The following is a 23,569-nucleotide window of genomic DNA, read 5'->3' as shown; positions in this document are numbered from 1 at the left end:
GGAGGAACCGTTCCTAACCCGAAAACAAGCATCAATGCTTCGGCGGCGACCGAAGTTTCTGCCATTTCAAAACACGAGGCCCCGCATGGTTCCAGCCATGCGGGGCCTCAATAAAGATCGGTGATGACAGCGCGATCAGGCCCGGCGTTCATCCACGGAGAAAGCGCCCGGACCGGCCGCAAAAAGATAAAGGAAGATGAAGCAGAACAGGATAGCCGCATCGCCGCCGTTGAGCGCTGGGAAGAAGCTCTTCGGCCCATGTGCGATGAAATAGGCGACCGCCATCTGGCCGGACAGGATGAAGGCGACCGGACGCGTGAAAAGGCCGATCAGCACCAGAATGCCGCCGACGAATTCCAGAAGTGCCGCCACCAGCAGCATGGTCGGCAGAGAGCCCTCCATCTGCGATGCCGGAAAACCGAACAGCTTCTGCGTTCCGTGCGAAATGAAAAGCAGCGCTGTCATGATGCGCAGCGCGCCGAGCGCCTGCGGGCGATAACGCGAGAGAGAGTCGAACATTGCCATTTTAATGTGTCCCCGTTGAAGTGGTGAAGCGCCGTCGACGACGCGATGGCACGTTTATGGATACACCTCTGGCATAGCGGAAATCACGTTTCCGATATTGCAGAACTACCTAAAATACGCAAACCCCGATTTTCTACAAATAGTTGATTTGACCATAGAAAACTTACTTGCAGTCCGAAAAATCAACTCAGAGCTTCAGACATTTTTTCTGATCGCGAGGGCGGAAAATCCGCCCCTGATCAGGCCTGCAGCACAACCACCTTCGAGCCCACGGGCACGCGGCTATAGAGGTCGATGATATCATGGTTCAGCATGCGGATGCAGCCGCTCGACATGGCATGGCCGATGGACTGCGGCTGGTTGGTGCCATGCAGGCGGAACATGGTGTCGTTGCCGCCGCGATAAAGATAAAGCGCACGTGCCCCGAGCGGATTGTTCGGGCCACCGGGCATGCCGGCTGCGAATTTGAGATTGCGTGGATCGCGGCGCATCATGTTGGCAGTCGGCGTCCAGGACGGCCATTCCGCCTTGCGGCCGATATAGGCATCACCCTTGAGCGCGAGCCCCTGTCGGCCAACGCCGACGCCATAGCGCATGGCGCGCCCGTCACCCAGAACATAATAAAGCCGACGCGCCGGTGTGTCGACCACGACGGTGCCAGCCGGGTGGTGCGTCTCGTACGCCACTTCCTGACGGCGCAGCTCCGGCTTGACCTTGTCGAGGTGCATGGCGGGCAGCGGAAATTTCTCTTCCGGCTTCGCCGCATAATTAAGCCTTTGCTCACCCATCCCGGTATGCGCGCAACCAGCCAGAAACAGCGGTAATCCGAACAGAACACCACGACGTGAAATTGACATGTAACCCCCGGCAAATCATGTGATTAACGAGAGGTATAATTTTATGGTTAACAAACCTCTAATATGAGGTTGTGGGAATTAACGCGCTGCAACCGTCCCCGACGGTTTGCGGTTGGTCAGGTAGACCCCGGTGACCGCAAGGACCGTGCCGGCGATCATGGCCGGTGTCAGGGTTTCTCCAAACAGAAGGGCTGCTTCCACCGCCGCAAGCGGTGGTACGAGATAGATCAGCGAGGCGGCGCGCGAGACCTGCCCACGCCGTATCAAATAAAGAAGCAGCGCAACCGCACCGATGGATATGGCACCCACCGACCAGGCAAGCGTCGCTGCAAGACCAAAGCTCCAGTCTATGTGGCCATCCTCCAAAAGCAGGGCAAACGGCACCGTCACCAGCAGCGCCCCGACATATTGCAGCGTAGCAATCGCCATGATGTTTCCGCCCTGGACATATTTCTTCTGATAGAGCGTTGCGAATGTGACCGATGTCATGCCCAGCACATTGACCGCCACGGCGTAGAGCGGCACCGACAGGCCCGTCGAACCACCCGCCATGACCTTTGGCAGAACCGCTATGGTAATGCCGGCAAAACCGATGACCAGGCCCGCGCGTTGCATCGGCGAGATTTTTTCGGCGATCATGAAGCGGGCGGCGACTGCCGTCATCAACGGCTGCAGCCCGGCAATGATCCCGCCGATCGCCGCCGGAACACCCTGGCCAATCGCCCACCAGATCATTCCAAGGTAAAGGCCGTGCAGGAAGACACCGGACAGGATTGCCCGAAAGACCTCCGTCAATGTCCGCGGCCATGGAATGGAAGAGACCCAGCAGATGAACCACAGCAGCAGCCCGGCAAAGAGATACCGCAGACAGAGGAAGGTCAGTGGCCCGGTATAATAGACGGCATATTTCGCGGTGACCCAGCCGGTCGACCAGAGAAAGACGAAGATGGCCGGGGCCAGACGGTCGAGCGACATGGTAACTCCCCCTCAGCCGCGTCGTGGCCATAACCGGAAGTGGTGCGGGACAGGCGGCGTACAAGAATTTTCGATTATGCAGGCCGGCGAATGATCGAGCCGTGGTTCATCATGGCGGTATAAGCAACGCGGCAAAAGGTCAAAGGTGTTTTCGTCATCCCATCTTTCAGATTTTCTGATGCGACCTTCGAGATCAATCAGACAAAAGCGACCGACCAAATTTTATGCATTCGCACACGGCACACACAGCTTTGTCACCGCGATCGCCGCTTCCTTTCACGCAACGAATTTGTCTATGCCGCATTTATAGGCTGAAGCTAAAAAAACGCTTCTTTTTTAAAACTCTAGAGTGACGAAAAATCTTCTAGGGCAGCCCCGCATAGTTCTTGCATTGCATTTCCCGTTGTATTCATATGGCAAAAAAGGGGACATCGAAGTTGGCATTTGACGAAATGATAAATGCGGACGACACGCCGCGAAGCCCATATGAAAACTACAACGAATGGTACAGCCGGCAGGACAGGGCGCACCTGATCCAGAAGTCAAAAGACGCTGAAAACATCTTCCGAAAAACCGGTATTACTTTCGCGGTCTATGGCCACGCCGACAGTTCAGAAAAACTGATACCCTTCGATATCATTCCACGCATCATCTCCGGCCGTGAGTGGCGCAAACTGGCCCAGGGCATCGAACAGCGGGTTCTCGCCCTCAATGCTTTCCTCGATGATATCTACCACAAGCAGGAAATCATCCGCGCCGGTCGCATTCCCCGGGAGATCATCGAGAAGAACGAAGCCTTCCTGCCGGAAATGATCGGTTTCACGCCGCCCGGAGGCGTTTACACCCATATCGTTGGCACCGATATCGTCCGCACCGGCGAAGACCAGTTCTACGTTCTGGAAGACAATGCCCGCACGCCGTCAGGTGTCAGCTACATGCTGGAAAACCGCGAAACGATGATGCAGATGTTCCCGGAACTCTTCCACGAAAACCGCGTGCGGCGGGTGGAGGATTATCCCTATCTGCTGCGACAGTCGCTTGCTTCACTGGCCCCGCCCGGCTGCACCGGCAGACCACGCGTCGCGGTACTGACCCCCGGCATCTACAATTCCGCCTATTACGAGCACTCGTTCCTCGCCGACATGATGGGTGTGGAGCTGGTGGAAGGTTCCGACCTGCGTGTCATGGACGGCAAGGTCAAGATGCGAACGACACGCGGTTATGAGGCGATCGACGTTCTCTACCGCCGCGTCGACGACGACTTCCTCGACCCGTTGACGTTCCGGCCGGATTCGGCGCTTGGCGTTCCCGGCATCATGGATGTCTATCGCGCCGGCAACATCACCATCGCCAATGCCCCCGGCACCGGCATTTCCGACGACAAGGCGATCTATTCCTACATGCCCGAGATCGTCGAATTTTATACCGGCCGCAAGCCGCTCCTGGAAAACGTGCCAACCTGGCGCTGTTCCGAGCCCGACAGCCTGAAATACGTTCTCGACAACCTCGCCGAACTCGTCGTCAAGGAGGTCCACGGTTCAGGCGGTTACGGCATGCTGGTCGGCCCGACCGCGACGAAACGCGAGCGCGCGCTGTTTGCCGACAAGCTGCGGGCGCGCCCTTCGAATTACATTGCGCAGCCGACGCTGTCGCTCTCCACCGTGCCGATCATGGTGAAAAACGGTATTGCGCCGCGCCATGTCGACCTGCGCCCCTACGTGCTTGTTTCGGACAAGGTGCAGATCATCCCCGGCGGCCTGACCCGCGTTGCCCTGAAGAAGGGTTCGCTGGTGGTCAATTCCAGCCAGGGCGGCGGCACCAAGGATACGTGGGTACTGGAGGACTAAGCCATGCTGGGCAGAACGGCAAACGGGCTCTACTGGATGTTCCGGTATATCGAGCGCGCTGAAAACATCGCCCGGCTGATCGATGCGGGCCTGCGCGTTTCCCTGACGCGCTCGGGCAGCGGCGACGAGGACTGGGACGGCGTGTTGCAGAGCGCGGGCGTTCACGAAGCTTTTCTCGAAACACATGAGAAGGTGACGACGGCCAATGCGATCGATTACCTCTTGCGGGACAAGGCCAACCCGTCGAGCGTCATGTCCTGCATCGAAGCGGGCCGCAACAACGCGCGCATGGTGCGCACGGCACTGACGCGCGAGACGTGGGAAGCCACCAACGAATTCTGGATCGAGCTGAAAAACATCCTCGGCCGCAAGCTCAGCCACGCAGAGCTGCCGCAGACCATTGATGTGATCAAACATCGCGCCGGTCTGGTGCGCGGCGCCTTCCATGGCTCCATGCTGCGCAACGATCTCTATAATTTCTCCCGCATCGGCACCTTCATCGAGCGGGCGGACAACACGGCGCGCATCCTCGACGTCAAATATTACGTGCTGCTGCCGGCCGTGGCGCATGTGGGCTCGTCGCTCGACAATGCGCAATGGGAATCCATCCTGCGCTCGGTCTCGGCCCACCGTTCCTATGGCTGGGTCTATGATGCGGAATACAAGCCGGCCAATATCGCCGACTTTCTCATCCTCAACGGCCGCATGCCGCGTTCGCTCGCCTATTGTTACGAAAAGATCGCCAGCAACCTCAACTACATCGCCGACGACTACAGCGAGAGGCACAAGGCGCACGATACGGCCGAGAGCATTCGCGACAGCCTGCGCACGACCACCATCGCCAGGGTGATGGACGAGGGGCTGCATGAGTTCCTGGAAAGGTTCGTGCACCGCAACGGCCAACTGGGACAGGAAATAACGGAAGGCTACCGCTTCTATCAATAAGCGCGTGGACGGGGACAGCTGATGCGTCTGAAAATCACCCATACGACGGACTATGTCTATGACGAGCCGATGCCCTATGCGTTGCAGCGGCTGCGCCTGACACCGCAGACCGGCTCAAGCCAGACGGTGGAGGACTGGGATGTCTCCGTCGATGGTGCGACCGTGGAAGTGACCTATGACGACCATTTCGGCAATCGCGTCGCACTGGTGGAAACCGAAGGGCCGCAAAAGCGGGTGAAGGTGGTGGCGACCGGCACTGTCAGCACGCAGGATAAGGCAGGCGTGTTCGGTTACCACATCGGCAGCGCGCCGCTATGGCTTTTCCTGCGGGAAACGCCGCGTACCAAACCCGGAAAACTGGTGCGCGAACTGGTGAAGGTGAGTGCCGGCGAAAGCGAGCTTGCCCGCCTCCACAATCTCATGGAGACCATCCACGGCAAGGTGGAATATGTGCCCGGCGCGACCGATATCGAAACCACGGCCGAAGCGGCGCTGGAAGCCGGCAAGGGCGTCTGCCAGGACCACGCCCATATTCTCATTTCCGCCGCCCGTCAGATGGGCCTGCCAGCGCGCTATGTGTCCGGTTATCTGATGATGGACGAGGTCGAGGAACAGACCGCCACCCACGCCTGGGCCGAGGTGCACCTACAGGGCCTCGGATGGGTCGGCTTCGACGCCGCCAACAATATCTGCCCCGACGACCGTTATGTCCGCATCGCGTCCGGCCTTTGCTATCGCGATTGCGCGCCGATATCGGGCATGCGCATTGGCCCGGCCGGTGAGACGCTCAGCGTCTCCGTGACCGTGCAACAATCGCAGAGCCAGAGCCAGTCGCAAAGCTGATATCATGGTTGCCAAGGACGACGATACCATCGTTTTCTACACGGACAACGCAACCGCCTATACCACACGCGGACAGGTGGCAGACCGCCCGCATCTGGAGACATTCCTGTCGCAGTTGCAAACGGGCGCCAGCATCCTCGAGCTAGGATGCGGCGGCGGGCAGGACAGCGAATACATGCTGGCAGCCGGTTTCGATGTGCACCCGACCGATGGAACGCCCGACATCGCCAAAGCGGCGGAAACCCGGCTCGGCATTCCTGTCAGAACGTTGCTGTTCGAAGATCTCGATGAGGTCGGGCGCTATCATGGCATCTGGGCCAATGCCTGCCTGCTGCACGTGCCCCGCCCTGCCCTGCCGGGCATCATCGGCCGCATCCACACCGCGCTGAAACCGGGCGGGATCTTTTACGCGAGCTTCAAGGCCGGGGAGGCTGAAGGGCGCGATACGTTCGGCCGCTATTACAATTATCCATCGAGCTCATGGCTGGAGGAGCTTTATGGGCGATATGACTGGACGGGCGTAGAGATCGAAGCCCGACAGGGAAGCGGTTACGACAAGCTGCCGACAGACTGGCTGCATGTCACGGCCAAAAAGCGCTGACCAACCGCCACAAGTTGACGGTTGCAAAAAGGTGCTGCACCCGTTTTAATCGCCGTTCTCAATTGAAGGCATGATCCGGTTTACCCTTTTGGGACAAACCGGCCGGGAGACGGCGTTGTACAGCATTTCCGACTATCGCGACTGCCTGTCGCATGGACCCATCATAGCAGAAAGGGTCTGGACGGCCTGGTGGCAGGGTAGCGGCCTCAAGGTGGACGATGTCATCGAGCACCTCAAAGAGATGACCAATCCTTACGCCCTCCCCACCGGCTTTGTCGCCCATGATGGAGACGCCTATGTCGGCTCCGCCTTTCTCATTCATTCCGATCTCGAGGAACGCCCGCAATATCTTCCCTGGGTCGCCGCGCTCTGGGTGGAGGAAGGCCGCCGCCGCTCAGGCGTGGCGCGCGCCCTGATGCAGACCGCAACAAAGAGGGCCGCCGAACTCGGTTACGACACGGCCTACCTCTGCTGCGAGGCAGGGCTTGAGGAGTATTACATCAACTGCGGCTGGAGCATCCTCGAAGGGGGCGTCGGCCAGCACGATCTGACCGTGCTGACCTACAAGACCTGACGCGGCCGGCCCTTTCCCACCATTCGTCACCGCGTCTGAACCATAGGAGGAACCATGCGACCGCCGAAAGCCATCATGGAAACCGCGATCTATGTGAATGATCTCGAAGCCGCCGAGGCTTTCTACCGCGATGTCTTTGGGCTGGAGATCATCGGCAAGGTGCCCGGAAGCTTCGTCTTTTTCAGATGCGGGCAGCAGGTACTGCTGGTTTTCGACCCAGAGAAGTCGCGCAAGGCCGATCCCGACAACCCCATTCCCCGCCATGGCACGGCCGGTGCAGGCCACTTCTGCTTTTACGCAAGGGACAAAACGGAGGTAGACGGCTGGAAAGCGCACTTCGAAACGCTCAAAATTCCCGTCGAGCACTATCACCGTTGGCCGAATGACAGCTATTCGGTTTATATCCGCGATCCCTCCGGGAACTCTGTGGAAGTGGGAGAAGGCAAGCTCTGGGGATTTTGAATAGGACTGGCCGCAAAGAAACAGGATACCGTGAAGAATATCTATGTCGTAACTCACCCTCAGTCGGTCCACCATATCGAGAACCGGGTCGGCGGCTGGTATGATACCGGACTGACTCCACATGGCAGGAACGATGCGGAGGCGGCGGCGGAAAGGCTGGCGATGCTGGTCGGCGGCGAACCCGTGGAAATCGTCAGCTCCGACCTGCTTCGTGCCACGCAGACCGCAGAAATCATCGCGGAACGCTTCGGGCAGCCAATGGAGACCATGCGCGACCTCAGGGAAATGAGTTACGGCGAGGCCGAAGGCATGCCGCAGCAATGGCTTGATGAGCGTCAAATCCCAGCACCGCATCATAATCGCCTTGACCATCGCGGCGGCATTGCCGATGGGGAGACACGACGCGAATTTGCCGAAAGGGTCTATCGGGCCGTGGACATGATCATCGCGCGGCCCTGTCCCACGCAGATCATCGTGACCCATGGTTTTGCCCTGACCTTCGTCATCGCGGCATGGATCAAGATGCCGATCGACGGCGCAGGTTATGTCAGCTTCCCGGCGCGCTCCGGCAGCATCACCCATTTGAAGGAAGACGATTACTGGCAAAACCGCGCCGTCGTTTCACTGGCGAATGTTTCGCATCTGCAGGATCTTGCCTCGCGATAGCGACATTTGCTCGTGATCAGTCGACGCAGACAATATGACCTGCGTTATTCCGGCCTTGAGCCGGAAACCAGCCAACGCGCGTCTGCGCGGAGAAAAGACTCTTTTCAGCCCAAAAACTCGGGCTGGCTGGATACCGGCTCAAGGCCGGTATGACGAATAGAGGAAGCAATTGCTCCCTCTATCATTCCCAAAGATTGCCCTTAGATCAGATCTGGCGGACCACGATCTCTTCTTCCGCATCGACCGCCAGCGGGTTCTTCAGCGGCAGGCCGAAACCGGCGGCCTCGATCTCAAACACGTCGCCCTCTTCCGGCTTGATACCTTCGGCGAAGGAAAGCGTTGCCGTGCCGAACATGTGCACATGAACATCGCCAGGCGCACGGAACAGGCCGTATTTGAAGTGGTGATATTCGAGGTTCGCGAAGGTGTGGGACATGTTGTCCTCACCCGAAACGAACGGCTTTTCGAAGATGACCTTGTCGCCGCGACGAATGCGCGAGGTACCACGAATATCGGACGGCGGTGCGCCGACGCGGATTTCGGGGCCGAAACTCGCCGGACGCAGCTTGGAATGGGCAAGGTAAAGATAGTTGATCCGCTCGGTGACGTGATCGGAAAACTCGTTCGACACGGCAAAACCGATACGCACCGCTTCACCCTTGTCCGAAATGACGTAGATACCCGCCATCTCAGGTTCTTCGCCGCCATCGAGCGCGAAGGATGGCGAGGTGAGCGCCGCACCCGGTGCTGCCGCCACATGGCCGTTGCCCTTGTAGAACCACTCAGGCTGCACGCCCTTTTCACCGGCCTTCGGCTTGCCGTTTTCGAGCCCCATGCGGAACATCTTCATGGAGTCCGTCAGGCTTTCTTCCGCCGCTTCCGTGGTCTTCTTGTGCATGCTGTCGCGGGTTGCGGCCGAACCGAGATGGGTGAGGCCGGTGCCGGCCAGATGCAGATGCGCCGGATCGGGGTGGGTGATCGGCGGCAGGAAGCGACCTTCGGCGTAAGCCTTTTCAAGATCGACGGCATCACCCAGACCGTGCGCCGAAATGACGTCGGCGAGGTTCTTGCCGCCATTGGCGGCCTCCATGGCAAGCGCATAAACGGACGCTGCGCCCTTGACTGCGCGTGCCTCTCCGCCTTCTTCGCGAACCGCTACGATGATGTTGCCACTGGCATCTTTGATCTGTGAAATGAGCACGGGATTTCCTTCCTCCGGCGCCAAGCGCCTTTATCTCTTCTACGCGGCGCAATGCGCCTGCATCTTATGAAAGTGGCCGGAAACCGGCCACTTTTTGGACTGCGATAGGGGTGAGCCGATCAGCCCTTGTTCTTGTTGTAGACGTCGAAGAACACGGCGGCGAGCAGCACGAGGCCCTTGACCATCTGCTGGAAGTCGATGCCGAGGCCGACGATCGACATGCCGTTATTCATCACGCCCATGATGAAGGCGCCGATGACCGCACCGGTGATCTTGCCAACGCCGCCGGATGCCGAAGCGCCGCCGATGAAGCAGGCCGCGATCACGTCAAGCTCGAAGCCCACGCCGGCCTTCGGCGTTGCCGAGTTGAGGCGGGTCGCGATGATCATACCGGCGAGACCGGCAAGCACGCCCATGTTGACGAAAGTCAGGAAGCTCAGGCGTTCGGTATTGATACCGGAAAGCTTGGTCGCCTTCTCGTTACCGCCCATGGCGTAGACGCGGCGGCCAATGGTCGTGCGGCGCGTCACGAAGCTGTAGAGCGCGATCAGCACCAGCATCACGATCAGCACGTTGGGCAGACCGCGATAGGTGGAAAGCTGATAGCCGAGGAAGAGGATGGCAGCAGCGATGACCAGATGCTGGACGACGAAGAAGCCAAAAGGTTCGACATCGATGCCGTGCTTCACATTCACGACGCGGCGGCGCCAAGCGAGATAGAAGAGCACGACGGGGATAAGCACGGTCAGGATCATCGAGGTCGTGTTCAAACCTTCGATGCCGCCGATATCGGGCAGGAACCCGGTGCTGATGATCTGGAAATCGGTCGGGAACGGGCCGATATTCTTGCCGCCGAGCACGAAGAGCGTGAGGCCGCGGAACACCAGCATGCCCGCCAGCGTCACGATGAAGGACGGAATGCGGTGATAGGCGATCCAGTAACCCTGGGCAGCACCGATGATACCGCCAATGACGAGGCAAATCAGCGCCGCCAGAAATGGGTTCATGCCCCATTGCACTGTCAATATGGCCGCGATCGCGCCGACGAAGGCAACGATGGAGCCGACCGAAAGGTCGATATGCCCCGCCACGATGACCAGCAGCATGCCCAGCGCCATGATGACGATGAAGGAGTTCTGCAGGATGAGGTTGGTCAGGTTCACAGGGCGGAACAGGATACCGCCGGTGTAGAACTGGAAGAAAACCATGATGGCGACGAGCGCGATCAGCATGCCGTATTCGCGGATGTTGGAGCGAATATACGACCCGACCGAGATGACGTTACTTTCTTCGTTTGTGGTGTTTGCCGAACTCATGAGTTCTTCTCCCCTGAGCGCATGATAGCGCGCATGATGCTTTCCTGGCTCGCCTCTGCCTTCGGCAATTCAGCGACGATGCGGCCTTCGTTCATGACGTAGATGCGGTCGCAATTGCCGAGCAGTTCGGGCATTTCCGATGAGATCATCAGAACGCCTTTACCTTCGGCAGCGAGCTGGTTGATGATGGTGTAGATTTCGTATTTCGCGCCGACATCGATACCGCGGGTCGGTTCATCGAGGATCAGCACGTCAGGATTGGAGAACAGCCACTTGGACAGCACGACCTTCTGCTGGTTGCCGCCCGAGAGGTTGACTGTTTCCTGGAAAATGCCCGAAGACCGGATGCGCAGGCGCGTGCGGAAATCGCTCGCCACCTTCATTTCCTTGATATCGTCGATGACGCTGGCATTCGAGACGCCGGCGAGATTGGCCAGCGTGGTGTTGTGCAGGATATTGTCGTTGAGCACGAGACCAAGATGTTTGCGGTCTTCCGTCACATAGGCGAGACCTGCATCGATCGCCTTGCGCACGGTGCTCACATCCACCGGCTTGCCGTGGAGCAAGACGTCGCCGCTGATCTTGTGGCCGTAGGACTTGCCGAACACGCTCATCGCAAATTCGGTGCGCCCTGCGCCCATCAGGCCGGCGATACCGACGACTTCGCCCTTGCGCACGGTAATGTTGATGTCGTGCAGAACCTGGCGGTCACGATGCTGCTGGTGATAGGCATTCCAGTTCTTCACTTCGAGAATGGTCTCGCCGATCGGCACGTCGCGCGGCGGATAACGATCCTCGAGATCGCGTCCCACCATGTTGCGGATGATCACATCCTCACTGATTTCTTCCTTGTGACAGTCGAGCGTCTTCACGGTCATGCCGTCACGCAGCACGGTGATCTGGTCGGCCACCTTGCGCACTTCGTTCAGCTTGTGGGTGATGATGATCGACGTCATGCCCTGCTTGCGGAATTCCATCAGCAGGTTCAGCAGCGCCTCGGAATCGCTTTCGTTGAGCGATGCCGTCGGCTCGTCGAGGATGAGCAGCTTCACGCTCTTCGACAGCGCCTTGGCGATTTCGACCAGCTGCTGCTTGCCCACGCCGATATCCGTGATCAGCGTCTCCGGCGATTCCTTCAGACCCACCTTCTTCAGGAGTTCGCGGGTCCGGTTGAAGGTCTGCTGCCAGCTGATGACGCCGTTCGAGGCGACTTCGTTTCCAAGGAAGATGTTTTCCGCAATCGACAGAAGCGGCACGAGCGCCAGCTCCTGGTGAATGATGATGATACCAATATCTTCGCTGTCGTTGATGGCGCGAAAGTTTCTGACGGCGCCTTCATAATGGATTTCGCCCTCATAAGAGCCGGCGGGGTAAACACCGGAAAGGACCTTCATCAAGGTCGACTTTCCCGCGCCGTTCTCACCGACGAGTGCGTGGATCTCACCCTCTTTCACCTTGAGGTTAACGTTCTCAAGCGCTTTCACGCCCGGAAACGTCTTGGTGATGTTCCGCATTTCGAGAATGGTATTGGCCATATCGCAATCCAGCGCCCGATTAGTTCAGGCGTTTTTATTTTTATGGAAAAACGGGGATGACGCCAAGCCATCCCCGCATGTGTCTTCAGCTTATTTCAGCTGGTCTTCCTTGTAGTAACCGCCATCGACGAGAACCTGCTTGTAGTTCTCCTTGGTCACGGCAACAGGCTTCAGGAGGTAGGACGGAACGACCTTGACGCCATTTTCATAGGTCTTGGTGTCGTTCACTTCCGGTTCCTTGCCTTCCATGACAGCGTTGACCATGTTCACGGTCACCTTGGCGAGTTCGCGGGTGTCCTTGAAGATGGTGGAGTACTGCTCGCCGGCAATGATCGACTTCACGGAAGGAACCTCAGCGTCCTGACCGGAAACGACCGGCAGCGGCTGCTCCTTCGTGCCATAACCAACGCCCTTGAGCGAGGAGATGATGCCGATGGACAGACCGTCGTAAGGCGACAGAACGGCGTCAACCTTGGCATCGGTGTAGTAGGCCGAGAGAAGGTTATCCATGCGGGCCTGGGCCGTTGCCGGATCCCAGCGCAGCGTGCCGACCTTGTCCATGCCGGTCTGGCCGGACTTCACGACCAGCTTGCCGCTGTCGATGTAAGGCTGGAGAACCGACATTGCGCCATCATAGAAGAAGAAGGCGTTGTTGTCGTCCGGGGAGCCGCCGAACAGTTCGATGTTGAACGGACCCTTGCCGTCCTTCAGACCAAGCTTGTCAACGATCGAAGTCGCCTGCAGAACGCCAACCTGGAAGTTGTCGAAGGTGGCGTAGTAGCTGACGTCGCCGCTGTTGCGGATCAGGCGGTCATAAGCGATGACCTTGATGCCCTGCTGTCCAGCCTGCTTCAGAACGTCCGACAGCGTGGTGCCATCGATCGATGCGATCACGAGGACCTTGACGCCCTTGGTAACCATGTTTTCGATCTGGGAAAGCTGGTTCGGAATATCGTCGTCAGCATACTGCAGGTCGGTGGTGTAACCGGCTTCCTGAAGCTGCTTTACGATGTTGTTGCCGTCGTCGATCCAGCGTGCGGACGATTTGGTCGGCATTGCGATACCGACAGAACCCTTGTCCTGTGCGAAAACCGGCGCTGCGAAAGAAGCAGCACCGATGGCACAAGCTGCCATCAGCGAAATAATGGACTTCATAAACTCTCTCCCTTGAGCCCTTCTATGGCGCCCGCTGCTGCGGTGCACCATGAAATTCATGCCGTCAGAGGAAGAAGCCGCATTGCGCTCGTTCCTTTTCGCACATGCGAAACGGAACAGCTGCCGCTCCTCCCCGGCATTCCGCAAATTGTTCTGAATCCATATAACTGTCAAATAGAATATATCGGTTTCCATATATCAATTTTGATATATTAAATCGATACAAAAACCGATGAGGGGTATAAACTGCGAATGAGCAACCAAAGAGTGTATGAGCAGGCGCAAACGACGGACGCCCTTTTTGTCTTCGAAGACAACCCTCTTCTGCGGGCTGGATTGAAGATGAGCCACCTGCGCATGCTGGTCATGATAGAGGAGCACGGTCAGGTCAGCGCGGCTGCCGCCGCCATGAACATGACCCAGCCCGCCGCCTCGCGCATGCTCGCGGAAATGGAAGCGATCGTCAAATCACCCCTTTGTCAGAGAGCCTCGCGCGGCGTGGTGCTGACGAAATTCGGCGAGGCGCTGGCGCGTCGGGCCCGCACCATCCTTCTGGAACTGCGCGAAGCGAGCCGCGAACTCAACCAGATGAAATCGGGAAGCGGCGGCTCCGTCTTCATCGGCGCTGTCACCGCACCGGCGATCAGCCTTGTGGTTCCCGCCATAAGGCGCGCAATGGATACCTATCCCGGCATTGAAATCAACGTTCAGGTGGAAAGCAGCAACGTGCTGGCTCGCGAATTACTGGCGGCCCGGCACGATTTTATCATCGGCCGTATCCCCGATGATTTCGATCCGAGCCTTTTCTCCATCCACGAAATCGGCATCGAGCGGGCCTGTCTGGTGGTGCGCCAGGACCATCCACTGCTGTTGCGCGGCGAGCCCGTGACCCTGCAGGACCTCTCCGCCTATGACTGGGTGTTCCAACCGCCGGGCGCGCTGTTGCGCAGAACCATGGAGGATGTGTTCCTGACCCATGGCGTCGCCATGCCGCGCAACGTCATCAACACACCCTCCGTCGTACTGACGCTCGCTTTGGTCTGCAACACGGATGCCATCGCGCCCATTGCGCAGGACATGGCGGAGTTCGTGGCCGGCCAGCAGGCCGATATCGGCCGAACCCGCATCCTGCCGACGGATTTCGAACTTGTGGTGAAGCCCTATAGCATCATCACCACCAAAGGCAGGGTCCTGCCGCCCAGCGCCCGTCTGCTTTACGATCTGGTGCTGGATGAGAGCCGGAAGCTGACGGGCCTTTGATGGCTGCAAGCCCGGCACCATTTTCATGCGCTAAACAAGCCGCATCATCCAACCGGCACAGGAAAGCCGCATGCTCTTCGGACAATCCGTCTTTCAGTCGGTCGTTGAACGGCTGAAGCAGGAGAAAGAAGAACGGGACGAAAGCCTGGATCAGCGACCGCCTGCCGGCCATCGTATCGCCGGCTTCAGCTCGGGCTTTGTCATCGATACCCATAGCGAGGCGCCACCGGAAAAAAACGGGAATCTCGATGCCTACTTCGCCTTCCTGGCGGAGCCCGCACCGCCGCCGGGGCCAACACCGCAGCCGGAGCCTGAGGCCATGCCGGCGCATCTTGAAAAAACCTCGCTGGCGGACGTCTCCGCGGAACTCGCCATTCAGGACACCGACACGGCTGCCACGCTTGCGGAAAAGCGTCGTGCCTTTGCCCGCCTTAACCACCCCGACCGGGTAAAACCGCAGTTCCGGCACAATGCAACGCAGCGCATGACTGCGGCCAATCTGCTGATCGATCAGGCCATCCGCATGTTACGAACGCGCGAGCATTTCAGGTAAAATCGGCCGTGCTGAAGCAAGAGGTATTAGACGAAGGAAAGGGACGCCTCAACCGGCGTCGTTTTTATCGGCTGGCGTGCTGTCGACCGCGGGAACGTCGGCAACGTCGGCGCTTTTCGCGCTGGCATTTGCCGGCTTGAATTTCACCAACAGTTCGTAAGCGGCGTAGGCGCCGATGCCGGCAACGATGGTCCCCCAGAAAAACTCGCGATTGACGAATTCGATGATTGCCCATGCGGCGCAGAAGCCAACGATGAGCAACCGGACCCACAGCGGCCGGTAAAGCGGATGACTCGTATCGATATTCAGCATGGCGCTCCGTCCCGGACCTTTCCCGTCGATCAGTCAGCACCCCGATCTCCCTTCAGAAGTCGAGATGCGCATGCGTCTTGGCGGTTTCAGAGGAAAATTGCAACGCAATTCGAACCCCAGCCGATCAGGCTGCCGTGAAGAGAAGGCTCGGAAGCGATGATTGAGCGGCAACGGTCAGTCGCGCAGACGCCCCAGCAGGGACAGGAGTTGATCGCGTGCTTTTTTGCCACCGATCCGGTCGATCAGCTTTTCTTCACGGTCGCGCCAGCTGTCGGAAAGGCGGTCGAGCAAGTCGCTGCCTTCCTCGGTCATGTCAAGGAAATGAACGCGCCTGTCCTCTTCCGACTTGCGGCGGACAAGCAGGCCCTTTTCTTCCATGCTGTCGACGATCGCGACGAAATTTGCTCGCTGGATGCCAAGGGCTTCAGCAACATCGCTCTGCTTGAGGCCCGGATTACCGCCGACGATGACCAGAACGGAAAAATCGGCGGGTCGCAAACCGTGCCCGGCCAGCACCTCGGCAAAATCATTTGCCACGGCAAGTTGAGAGTGTCTCAAGTGATAACTGATCGCCGTCGTCAGCAAGCCGTAGTCAATTCCCGTCATCGCCGCGTCGCCGGAGCTGCCGCGCTCGGCCTTTTCCATCTGCGGCCCGTTGCTATGTGCCAGTCGCAAAGCCATCCGATCCCCCGCCTGATTCGCCTCTCGCATTGCCCGAACTATAGCCGACAACGCCGCAAAACTGTATCCCTAATAAATGTAGATGATACTAATATTGTAGAATAATTTGACAGTTAATGCCCGCTACCGAAAAACGTAAGCGGAATTCACGCGCTCGCCGACAAGAAAAGTATGACTATTTATAAGCTAATTTACAAGAGCAAAAAATGCCTCTGGGTCGGCGCGCAAAGGCATTTCAGTGATTGCAATCACCCGACGGCAGGAAAAAGCCGAACCCGCAAATTTCCCCCATAAGATACTACTTATAGGAGAATGAGAAGCTCCGTCGAAAAGACAATACGTCAAATGACCCATCTTGGCACCCGGCGGTCCGCACGCCAGATGCCCAAGAACCACGTCCCCGACTGGCCGCACCGGAAATCCGATCAGCTTTCGTAAATCTTCGATTTTTAGACATTGATGCCGACACCAAGCTAGGGTATGAACCAACCGCTGCACGCGATTCAAGCGTGACCGCTGCACCCGTAGCTCAGCTGGATAGAGTGTTGGATTCCGATTCCAAAGGTCACAGGTTCGAATCCTGTCGGGTGCGCCATTTTACTCAACTAACATATTGTTTTTATTGGCACATCAGGTGATTTCATGACCTACATAGTACAAAGAAAGGTACAAATTGAGAAAAATAACGAAGGAGCTTGCAAACCTCTACCGGAATGAAAAGAGCGGAGTTTACGTTTTTCGAAGGGCAATCCCTGAGAAATATCGTGATCTAGCTGGGAAACGGGAATTCAAATTTTCCCTTAAAACGACTGATTTCAAGACAGCCCTAGAAAACTTCGAAGCTGCAAAAAATGCCGTCGACAAAATGATGCTCGACTTAAGTCGCGGGAAATCCATCAGGGAATCTATCACGTTTGACGAGTCAGCCACTCTAGCGAAAGCACAAGGACGAGAACTGCGCCCGCTCAAACAGCTTTTGAGCGATTCCGCCGAAATCCTTGCCGCCCACGCCCAGTGGAAAAACACCTCGCGCGCAACGCCAGAAATATTCAAATCATATTTTAACGCCGGCACGACCGATGTGCGGATATCCGAACTCGTTAGCTGCTACGAGCGCGAACAAGCACATAACCTTGTCGATCTGAACATTCGCGATCAAAAGAAAAAAGTCGCGCCCCTTAAGTTGGCATGCAAGGATCTTGTTGATCACCTTAAAGAGGACAAGCTACTAGGAAGCCTTACGGATAACGACGCAAAAACGTACGAGAGCGTCCTAAAATCCCGAATTGCAGACCAGAAGATAAAAGCGAATACCGCCAACAAGCGCCTCGTAGCTCTGAGAACTCTGATAAAAACTTATCTTGGCTCGAAGGGCGTGAAAAAAAATTCGCGTCAGACTCCTTTCGACGAAATGAAGTTTAAGGAAAAGCGTACCAAACGCGTGGCCTTTTCTGTAGGCTTCGTGAGAGATCATTTGTTAAAGGCTGGCGCACTCGCAGGACTGAACGACCAAGCCAGTAACTTGGTTTTTGCCTTGATCGACACTGGTTGCGGCTTCAAAGAGTTATGCGGTCTCGATCCTTTGGACATAAGGCTTGATGCGGATATCCCGCACATACTAATCAGACCTAACGCCAACCGCACACTGAAGACCGATTTCCGCGAGCGCACAATCCCTCTCGTAGGTCTCGCTTTAACGGCATTCAAAAATTGCCCCGCGGGTTTCTCGCGATATTCGGGTCCGACTGGCTATGAGAGCGCATCTGCTACAATCAACAAATTTCTGAAGCAAAACAACCTTGATGAACAAGGCCAATGTACAGCGAACGGACTTCGACACTTATTCAAGGATAGACTCCGTGAGCATAATATTGGTTCGGAACTCCAAGATTGCTTGATGGGTCATCAAACACCGGGCATGTCACCAGAATATGGGAAAGGCTTCAGTTTGAAAGCGCGCCTTGCGGCAATGAACGAACTCGAAACCGACTTCAGTTGATATTGACAATTTTCTGAAAATCGTCTAGTAAAATTGTACAACATCGAAAATTTTGACAATAACATGGCTCGGGATGATTTCACTCGAGCTTTTTCTGTTTGTGAAATATTCATATTAACATAGCGATCTTATTATCGCGTAGAAATAGAAAGGATTTTTTATATTGCAGCCGACAAAACCCGAAGCCGTACTCGAAGCGCTGAAAGAAATTGGGGAGTACGCCTATAAAAATGGGTTAAAAGACGAGTACCACCTTATAAACGAAGAATACAGAAGACTATACAAAGAATTCGATATGGAGAGACCAGCGTGGGTGACTCTCCATTGATTTTTAAATCTAGTTTATGGTTATCATTACGTGAAAATTTATTGAAAGGAACTGAGTTAGAATACGCATGAAAAAAAGAATTTATACTGAATATCTAAATTATAACACTGCTTCAAATATCTTGCATGCATTTGATTTTTCTAAATTTATTGGAAAGCCGTTGAATGTTCTTATTACCATAAATTTCTATGATTATAAGAATGCTTATAAAAAATTTCAAAAGATTAGAGAGTTATATAGTGGATGGATACGCGCGAAGCGTAAGAAGTCTGGTAAGACTTCTTATTTAAATCCTTGGGTTTATGTATTTGAAAAACCGCATTCGAATTTGCATGTTCATTGGGCTATTAATATTGAAGATGATTTCATCTTAGATTTATATGAAAAGCTTGAAAAATGGATTCCAAAATATGTTGGTTGTATCAAAAAAAGACAGATAGATGTAAGACCCATCAACATTTACAATGACAAGGTTTTGGCAAACTATCTTGTAAAGGGTGTAAATCCTTTTGCTTCGAAAAGATTGAACTTGGAAAAATATCGTAAATACCAAGGTCTTGTCCACGGCCCGCGAGCGAGCGCGGCTCGGTGTCTTGGCAAGGCAGCGAGAAAGAAGGCTGGTTTCATACCACGCCGTGATCGCTATAAATGGGCAACGATGCATCCTGAGTTGATGATCGGACACATTCGGCCAGCAGATTGGGATTTGCGTGTGGCCAAAGCGCAATCACAGCGTAATAAGCAAAAGTCCGCTGGGAAAACAAAAAACACTTCGTTTTCGGGAAAAAGGAATCGCTCATCGAAAACGGGCGGTGCGCCAGTGTTATATGGTCCTGTCGGTCGTCAAAGGTCGAGTCTTATTCAATCTCGATAGAGTGGATCGAGAGCAACCTGTGGCAGCCACAATGCTGTTCCAGCTCTGACCGCTGGCAAGCATTTTTAGGATGGCAGCGTTTCTCGCATCGTTTGCAGGGCGGCCCTTGTAGAGACCGGCACCCTTCGCTTTTGCAATTCCTTGCATTTGACGACGTCTCCGGTCCTCGTAGTCCTTACGAGCAATAGCGGCGATCATATCCAACATCATGCTGTTGATGGCTTCACTCATCCGCATGGTGAATTCGTCAGCGTTTGATGACATCAACGACCATGAAGTCGGCAGGTCCAGAGCAACAACTCTCACCTGCCGGCTTCTGATTTCATTTTTCAGCTTTTCCCAATCCTCAGAATTGAGGCGGCTTAAGCGGTCTACCTGTTCAATGAGCAAAATGTCTCCCGGCTGGGAATCAGAAAGCAGCCTGAATAGCTCGGGCCTCTGCAAAGATGCTCCGCTCTCGTTCTCAACGTAGGATGCAGCGATCTTCAGACCTCGCTCTTTTGCGAAAGAAAGCAAATCCGTTTTTGCGCGGTTCGCATCCTGTTCTTTCGTTGAGGCTCTGAGGTAGGCTCGGACAAACATTTATAGCACCACAGTTCGTTTAATATGGTTCTATAATACTCAGTTCGATTTAAGTTTCAATAAGTGAATTATCGAACCAGAATGCGGACGGTTCGATTGAGGTATACCTTCTTGGGCAGCACATCACAGAGGTAGTAGATCTCCAAACAAACTATATCACCAATCTCGGTGTCCACGACACATGCGTTGCCGCACCATCCCTTCGACTATTGAAACTTTATCTGCGCAGTTTTGGGTGATATGACTACCCGACACAACTCAAGATAGCTTATCCAAATGTATGATTTTAGCTTTAGCAGAGAGAGCCTGAATAGAGAATTTTCCCGCGAAGACTTCCGCTCCATGCCTGAACTCATCGATCAGGGAGCACGTGCTGAAATCGTTGCGTCAGCAGAAGGTTACGCAGCGGATGGTTTTAGCCGGCTGCTTTTGGAACGATCAAACGTGAAAGGACGAGACCTGTACCAGCACGGCTCGCTTCCTAAGGAACTTGTACTTCGTAAACTATCTCGAAATCTGAGAGTAATAACAAAAGTCAGGCAAGCCAACAGAGATGACATCGTCAAATCACTGATCTGTTTATTGGGCGAAGGAGAAGATTTTGATGTTTACAGAATCGACATTAAGAACTTTTATCCGTCATTAGACAGAGCATATATCGATAGCCTCTTGTGTGCCGACTCGAGCCTACCTGCTGCATCTTACTCGGTGTGGAAATCATTCTCAGAATCATTACGGTCTCAGAGTATTTCCGGTTTGCCACCCGGCCTCTCAATAAGTGCGACATTGTCGGAATATGCTATGCGAGATTTTGATCGCGGAGTGGCAAATCTGCCGGGAGCATACTATTTCGCCCGATATGTAGATGACATGGTTATACTGCGCTTTGGCAAACCGGAGGAGGTAGATTTCCTAAAATCGGTCGCCAGCCTCCTGCCGCCGGGCCTAATATTGCACCCGGTGAAGACGAGAAAATTCCCTTTTCGTGAAAAGGCAGCTGACATTTCCGAGGATGGGTCACTTGAGTTTTTAGGGTATCAATTTTCTGTCTCCAAAAGGTATAAAGAACACAACAAGTGGATGAGAAAAGTCAGTGTCGATATTGCGAAAAACAAGATCTCGAAAATCAAGAGCAGGATAGTTTTATCAATAGTAGACTATCTAAATGGAGGATCTTTCCGAGATTTAGAAGATCGAATACGTATTATAACTGGCAACTATCACATCTATGATCACGTTAAAAGCTTTAGACGAAAAGTTGGAATATATTATAACTATAACCAGATAACAATGGAAACCTCAGTTGGTCTTCCTGAACTAGACCGTTTTTTGAAAGGCATGCTTCTTTCCAGAAGCGGCAACGTTTGCCGGCGACTCCATGCTAGACTTACTCCAGATCTGCGACGGCAGCTACTTAAATACAGCTTTTCTTCGTCCTTCCAGTCGAAAACACACTACCACTTCAACTCTACGCGGCTGTCTGAAATTATCGATTGTTGGAAATATGAGTAAGTTCAAATATATTAAAGGAAATCTGCGCCGCGGAGATTTTATCCGAAGCATCTTGACTGACACGTCGCCCTACGAGGCGCCCCTCATCGTCTCGAATGATGGTTTCTACAATAATTTGACGAACATAGATAGCTTTAATTCAAGTAATTTTTCGCTTATCAGCGAGCTTATTACGAATAACAAGGAAAACTACACAATACCTTATAGGTATACTATAACTAAAGATGAAATTTCAGTGAGACGCCTCAGTCTTATTCATCCGGCGTCGCAATTCGAGATGGCGAAATTTTATAAAAAGTATGACTCCCTTATCTGTCACTTTGCCTCCCGCAGCCCTTTTTCTATTAGGTTTCCAAGCAAGGTCGGAAGTACTTTCTTTTTTTCGACACCTATCGCCGATGCCAATAAATATCGTAACAACAAAATTGACACGGCAGATCTGGATAAGTTTGTCCGAAACCCCGCCTCATACTTTGCGTATTCTGGGTTCGACCGTCTGTATAAATTTTACGGTTCGGGCGCGTTCGTACGACTTGAGAAGCGCTTCCCGCTAATGGCGCTGATGGACATATCCAAGTGCTTTGACAGCATATATACGCATAGCGTTAGCTGGGCCATCAAAGATCCGGAAAACTCCAAAAAAAATACAGCCGCCTCCTCATTCGGAAACGAATTTGACAAGCTAATGCAAAGCTCAAACTACAGTGAGACAAACGGCATTTGTATAGGCCCGGAGATAAGCCGCATTTTTGCAGAAATAATTTTGCAGAAAGTAGATGTCGATATAATTCAAGAGGCCAAAAATGAAGGAATTATATTCGGAAGAGACTTTTCTTGCAAACGATACGTTGACGATTATATTATATTCTGCAACACAGACGTCCAAAAACAAAAGTTAATAGGCATTGTGTCACACTGCTTATCGCAGTTTAACCTTCATTTAAATAATCAAAAGCTCCAGCATTTCAGTCGGCCATTTTTGACGCCGAAATCACATATCGTCAACGCGACGAGAAACCGACTTGCTCGCCTTTTCGAGACAATCGTGGAACTTGGTGGTCAGAATCTTTTGCTTCCCAAGAGGATCTTGCGCCCCGGCGCGTTCGTGAAATCGTTCATCTCTTCCATAAAAAGCGGTTGCTTCGAGGAAGATGCGAACTATGACATGGTTGCGAATTATGTCATCTCAAGCTTATGCAAGAGAGTTGAACGGCTTATACGCGATTTCGACGAAGCGATTAATCACGATAGTGGCTTGATCGACCTGTATCCCGACAGCATCTCCGCGTTGATGGAACTGGTTTTCTTTTTTTACACTGTTAATCCAACGGTGGCTTCGTCTTACAATGTAAGCCGGGCGATTGTGCTTTCTTCTAGATTTATCAGTGAAAAACATCCTTCCCATCTCAAGAAAATTGCTACCCAAATTCAAATGTGGGTCAACGAATTCATAAAGAGCAGCAGCTACTTAAAGCGTTCATCACCAAGATCAAAGGTGCCCATTGAGCTATTAAATGTATTAATCGCCTCATCTGAACTAGGTAATTATAATTCTGTGAATGAAAAATGGCTGATCGACAATGTGATTAGCGTCGATCATATTGAGTATTTCTCGATAATATCTTGCCTATACTACATTAAAGAAAAGGATAATTTCTCCGGCCTCCGAAATCAGATAGAAGAAAAGATAGGGAAAATTCTCAACGGCTGTGTAAATGTCAAGCGTTCCGCTCATGACGCTCAATTGGCTTTGGACGTGCTGTCCTGCCCATACTTGAGCACTAAGTTGCGCAGGAAAATTTTGACTGAAATCCGCAAGATTTGCGGTTTGCCCAAAAGGACTAATGCCGAGTTGGACATCGATCTAGCGGAGCTTAGAGATAAGCCTTGGTTTGTTCAGTGGGAGACACTTGATATGATGGCAATGATCAGAAAGAAAGAGTTGAGCGCGGTATATTAATCGGTT

General features: G+C 54.1%; 23 protein-coding genes and 1 tRNA gene. 14 read left to right on the top strand and 10 right to left on the bottom strand.

The genetic code is table 11. The features are described from left to right. Positions 1 to 135: 135 nt before the first annotated feature. The 3 genes from FS804_RS13830 to FS804_RS13820 form a co-directional block, all read right to left on the bottom strand. Positions 136 to 525 (bottom strand): DoxX family protein, encoded by a 390-nt coding sequence (locus FS804_RS13830; RefSeq protein WP_063950766.1) that lies wholly within the window; start codon positions 523 to 525, stop codon positions 136 to 138. A 239-nt stretch (positions 526 to 764) separates the two neighbouring features. Then, the gene (locus FS804_RS13825) at positions 765 to 1,382 is read right to left on the bottom strand and encodes a L,D-transpeptidase (protein WP_063950767.1); all 618 of its coding nucleotides are present in this window, start codon (positions 1,380 to 1,382) and stop codon (positions 765 to 767) included. Positions 1,383 to 1,460: 78 nt separating this feature from the next. Then, positions 1,461 to 2,357, bottom strand: a complete 897-nt coding sequence (locus FS804_RS13820; RefSeq protein WP_144577115.1) for a DMT family transporter — start codon at positions 2,355 to 2,357, stop codon at positions 1,461 to 1,463. A gap of 437 nt (positions 2,358 to 2,794) precedes the next feature. Between FS804_RS13820 and FS804_RS13815 the strand changes: the two genes are divergently transcribed. From FS804_RS13815 to FS804_RS13785, 7 genes are all read left to right on the top strand, one after another. After that, on the top strand, positions 2,795 to 4,204 hold the full coding sequence (locus tag FS804_RS13815) for a circularly permuted type 2 ATP-grasp protein (RefSeq protein WP_063950769.1): 1,410 nt from the start codon (positions 2,795 to 2,797) through the stop codon (positions 4,202 to 4,204). A gap of 3 nt (positions 4,205 to 4,207) precedes the next feature. After that, positions 4,208 to 5,149: an alpha-E domain-containing protein gene (locus tag FS804_RS13810; protein ID WP_063950770.1), complete on the top strand. Its 942-nt coding sequence runs from the start codon at positions 4,208 to 4,210 to the stop codon at positions 5,147 to 5,149. A gap of 21 nt (positions 5,150 to 5,170) precedes the next feature. Continuing rightward, positions 5,171 to 5,992, top strand: coding sequence for a transglutaminase family protein (locus tag FS804_RS13805; RefSeq protein ID WP_144577114.1), 822 nt, complete (start codon positions 5,171 to 5,173; stop codon positions 5,990 to 5,992). 4 nt (positions 5,993 to 5,996) lie between these two features. Beyond that, a complete protein-coding gene (locus tag FS804_RS13800; RefSeq protein WP_144577113.1) occupies positions 5,997 to 6,593 on the top strand; it encodes a bifunctional 2-polyprenyl-6-hydroxyphenol methylase/3-demethylubiquinol 3-O-methyltransferase UbiG in 597 nt (198 codons plus the stop codon). A gap of 115 nt (positions 6,594 to 6,708) precedes the next feature. After that, positions 6,709 to 7,167: a GNAT family N-acetyltransferase gene (locus FS804_RS13795; RefSeq protein WP_063950773.1), complete on the top strand. Its 459-nt coding sequence runs from the start codon at positions 6,709 to 6,711 to the stop codon at positions 7,165 to 7,167. A 54-nt stretch (positions 7,168 to 7,221) separates the two neighbouring features. Beyond that, positions 7,222 to 7,629 (top strand): VOC family protein, encoded by a 408-nt coding sequence (locus tag FS804_RS13790; protein ID WP_144577112.1) that lies wholly within the window; start codon positions 7,222 to 7,224, stop codon positions 7,627 to 7,629. A gap of 30 nt (positions 7,630 to 7,659) precedes the next feature. After that, positions 7,660 to 8,295, top strand: a complete 636-nt coding sequence (locus tag FS804_RS13785; protein WP_144577111.1) for a histidine phosphatase family protein — start codon at positions 7,660 to 7,662, stop codon at positions 8,293 to 8,295. A gap of 205 nt (positions 8,296 to 8,500) precedes the next feature. Here the strand turns inward: FS804_RS13785 and araD1 are convergent, their stop codons facing one another. From araD1 to chvE, 4 genes are all read right to left on the bottom strand, one after another. After that, a complete protein-coding gene (gene araD1, locus FS804_RS13780) occupies positions 8,501 to 9,496 on the bottom strand; it encodes a 2-keto-3-deoxy-L-arabinonate dehydratase AraD1 (protein WP_144577110.1) in 996 nt (331 codons plus the stop codon). Positions 9,497 to 9,615: 119 nt separating this feature from the next. After that, positions 9,616 to 10,812: a sugar ABC transporter permease GguB gene (gene gguB, locus FS804_RS13775; protein ID WP_063950777.1), complete on the bottom strand. Its 1,197-nt coding sequence runs from the start codon at positions 10,810 to 10,812 to the stop codon at positions 9,616 to 9,618. Beyond that, complete coding sequence (gene gguA, locus FS804_RS13770) at positions 10,809 to 12,347, bottom strand: sugar ABC transporter ATP-binding protein GguA (protein WP_063950778.1); 1,539 nt, start codon at positions 12,345 to 12,347, stop codon at positions 10,809 to 10,811. The genes gguB and gguA overlap by 4 nt, the downstream gene beginning before the upstream one ends. 90 nt (positions 12,348 to 12,437) lie before the next feature. Beyond that, positions 12,438 to 13,502 carry a sugar ABC transporter substrate-binding protein ChvE gene (chvE, locus tag FS804_RS13765; protein WP_063950779.1) on the bottom strand — a complete coding sequence of 355 codons (1,065 nt, stop codon included), beginning with the start codon at positions 13,500 to 13,502 and terminating at the stop codon, positions 12,438 to 12,440. A 252-nt stretch (positions 13,503 to 13,754) separates the two neighbouring features. Between chvE and FS804_RS13755 the strand changes: the two genes are divergently transcribed. Continuing rightward, complete coding sequence (locus tag FS804_RS13755; RefSeq protein WP_063950780.1) at positions 13,755 to 14,762, top strand: LysR family transcriptional regulator; 1,008 nt, start codon at positions 13,755 to 13,757, stop codon at positions 14,760 to 14,762. A 70-nt stretch (positions 14,763 to 14,832) separates the two neighbouring features. Further along, positions 14,833 to 15,315, top strand: a complete 483-nt coding sequence (locus FS804_RS13750) for a hypothetical protein (protein WP_144577109.1) — start codon at positions 14,833 to 14,835, stop codon at positions 15,313 to 15,315. A gap of 48 nt (positions 15,316 to 15,363) precedes the next feature. Here FS804_RS13750 and FS804_RS13745 read toward each other — a convergent pair whose 3' ends face one another. Both FS804_RS13745 and FS804_RS13740 read right to left on the bottom strand, forming a co-directional pair. Beyond that, positions 15,364 to 15,627: a hypothetical protein gene (locus FS804_RS13745; RefSeq protein WP_063950782.1), complete on the bottom strand. Its 264-nt coding sequence runs from the start codon at positions 15,625 to 15,627 to the stop codon at positions 15,364 to 15,366. 174 nt (positions 15,628 to 15,801) lie between these two features. Beyond that, positions 15,802 to 16,308: a MarR family winged helix-turn-helix transcriptional regulator gene (locus tag FS804_RS13740; protein ID WP_063950783.1), complete on the bottom strand. Its 507-nt coding sequence runs from the start codon at positions 16,306 to 16,308 to the stop codon at positions 15,802 to 15,804. 518 nt (positions 16,309 to 16,826) lie between these two features. Here FS804_RS13740 and FS804_RS13735 point away from each other — a divergent pair. From FS804_RS13735 to FS804_RS13725, 3 genes are all read left to right on the top strand, one after another. Beyond that, a tRNA-Arg gene (locus FS804_RS13735) sits at positions 16,827 to 16,903 on the top strand. Between the two features lie 78 nt (positions 16,904 to 16,981). Further along, entirely contained in the window at positions 16,982 to 18,307 is a 1,326-nt protein-coding gene (locus FS804_RS13730; protein ID WP_144577108.1) for a DUF6538 domain-containing protein, read from the top strand. 395 nt (positions 18,308 to 18,702) lie between these two features. Next, positions 18,703 to 19,509: a hypothetical protein gene (locus FS804_RS13725; protein WP_144577107.1), complete on the top strand. Its 807-nt coding sequence runs from the start codon at positions 18,703 to 18,705 to the stop codon at positions 19,507 to 19,509. On the opposite strand, the gene FS804_RS13720 is transcribed toward FS804_RS13725, so the two are convergent. Next, positions 19,459 to 20,091, bottom strand: coding sequence for a recombinase family protein (locus tag FS804_RS13720; RefSeq protein ID WP_144577106.1), 633 nt, complete (start codon positions 20,089 to 20,091; stop codon positions 19,459 to 19,461). The two genes, FS804_RS13725 and FS804_RS13720, sit on opposite strands and share 51 nt — an antisense overlap. Positions 20,092 to 20,367: 276 nt before the next feature. Between FS804_RS13720 and drt3a the strand changes: the two genes are divergently transcribed. Then, positions 20,368 to 21,603: an antiviral reverse transcriptase Drt3a gene (gene drt3a / locus FS804_RS13715; protein WP_144577105.1), complete on the top strand. Its 1,236-nt coding sequence runs from the start codon at positions 20,368 to 20,370 to the stop codon at positions 21,601 to 21,603. Then, on the top strand, positions 21,596 to 23,563 hold the full coding sequence (drt3b, locus tag FS804_RS13710; protein ID WP_186376804.1) for an antiviral reverse transcriptase Drt3b: 1,968 nt from the start codon (positions 21,596 to 21,598) through the stop codon (positions 23,561 to 23,563). The genes drt3a and drt3b overlap by 8 nt, the downstream gene beginning before the upstream one ends. Positions 23,564 to 23,569: the final 6 nt, after the last annotated feature.

Source organism: Agrobacterium sp. DE0009 (assembly GCF_007680755.1).
In the GTDB taxonomy this organism is placed as follows: domain Bacteria; phylum Pseudomonadota; class Alphaproteobacteria; order Rhizobiales; family Rhizobiaceae; genus Agrobacterium; species Agrobacterium tumefaciens_B.
Note: the sequence above shows the minus strand (reverse complement) of the source record. Positions and strands in the feature narration are given on the sequence as shown.

Excerpts from the sequence above, each read along its gene's own strand:
- FS804_RS13830 (WP_063950766.1), bottom strand. The coding sequence starts at position 525 with ATGGCAATGTTCGACTCTCTCTCGCGTTATCGCCCGCAGGCGCTCGGC.
- FS804_RS13825 (WP_063950767.1), bottom strand. The coding sequence starts at position 1,382 with ATGTCAATTTCACGTCGTGGTGTTCTGTTCGGATTACCGCTGTTTCTG.
- FS804_RS13820 (WP_144577115.1), bottom strand. The coding sequence starts at position 2,357 with ATGTCGCTCGACCGTCTGGCCCCGGCCATCTTCGTCTTTCTCTGGTCG.
- FS804_RS13810 (WP_063950770.1), top strand. The coding sequence starts at position 4,208 with ATGCTGGGCAGAACGGCAAACGGGCTCTACTGGATGTTCCGGTATATC.
- FS804_RS13805 (WP_144577114.1), top strand. The coding sequence starts at position 5,171 with ATGCGTCTGAAAATCACCCATACGACGGACTATGTCTATGACGAGCCG.
- FS804_RS13800 (WP_144577113.1), top strand. The coding sequence starts at position 5,997 with ATGGTTGCCAAGGACGACGATACCATCGTTTTCTACACGGACAACGCA.
- FS804_RS13790 (WP_144577112.1), top strand. The coding sequence starts at position 7,222 with ATGCGACCGCCGAAAGCCATCATGGAAACCGCGATCTATGTGAATGAT.
- gguB (WP_063950777.1), bottom strand. The coding sequence starts at position 10,812 with ATGAGTTCGGCAAACACCACAAACGAAGAAAGTAACGTCATCTCGGTC.
- gguA (WP_063950778.1), bottom strand. The coding sequence starts at position 12,347 with ATGGCCAATACCATTCTCGAAATGCGGAACATCACCAAGACGTTTCCG.
- chvE (WP_063950779.1), bottom strand. The coding sequence starts at position 13,502 with ATGAAGTCCATTATTTCGCTGATGGCAGCTTGTGCCATCGGTGCTGCT.
- FS804_RS13755 (WP_063950780.1), top strand. The coding sequence starts at position 13,755 with ATGAGCAACCAAAGAGTGTATGAGCAGGCGCAAACGACGGACGCCCTT.
- FS804_RS13750 (WP_144577109.1), top strand. The coding sequence starts at position 14,833 with ATGCTCTTCGGACAATCCGTCTTTCAGTCGGTCGTTGAACGGCTGAAG.
- FS804_RS13745 (WP_063950782.1), bottom strand. The coding sequence starts at position 15,627 with ATGCTGAATATCGATACGAGTCATCCGCTTTACCGGCCGCTGTGGGTC.
- FS804_RS13740 (WP_063950783.1), bottom strand. The coding sequence starts at position 16,308 with ATGGCTTTGCGACTGGCACATAGCAACGGGCCGCAGATGGAAAAGGCC.
- FS804_RS13725 (WP_144577107.1), top strand. The coding sequence starts at position 18,703 with ATGAAAAAAAGAATTTATACTGAATATCTAAATTATAACACTGCTTCA.
- FS804_RS13720 (WP_144577106.1), bottom strand. The coding sequence starts at position 20,091 with ATGTTTGTCCGAGCCTACCTCAGAGCCTCAACGAAAGAACAGGATGCG.
- drt3a (WP_144577105.1), top strand. The coding sequence starts at position 20,368 with ATGTATGATTTTAGCTTTAGCAGAGAGAGCCTGAATAGAGAATTTTCC.
- drt3b (WP_186376804.1), top strand. The coding sequence starts at position 21,596 with ATGAGTAAGTTCAAATATATTAAAGGAAATCTGCGCCGCGGAGATTTT.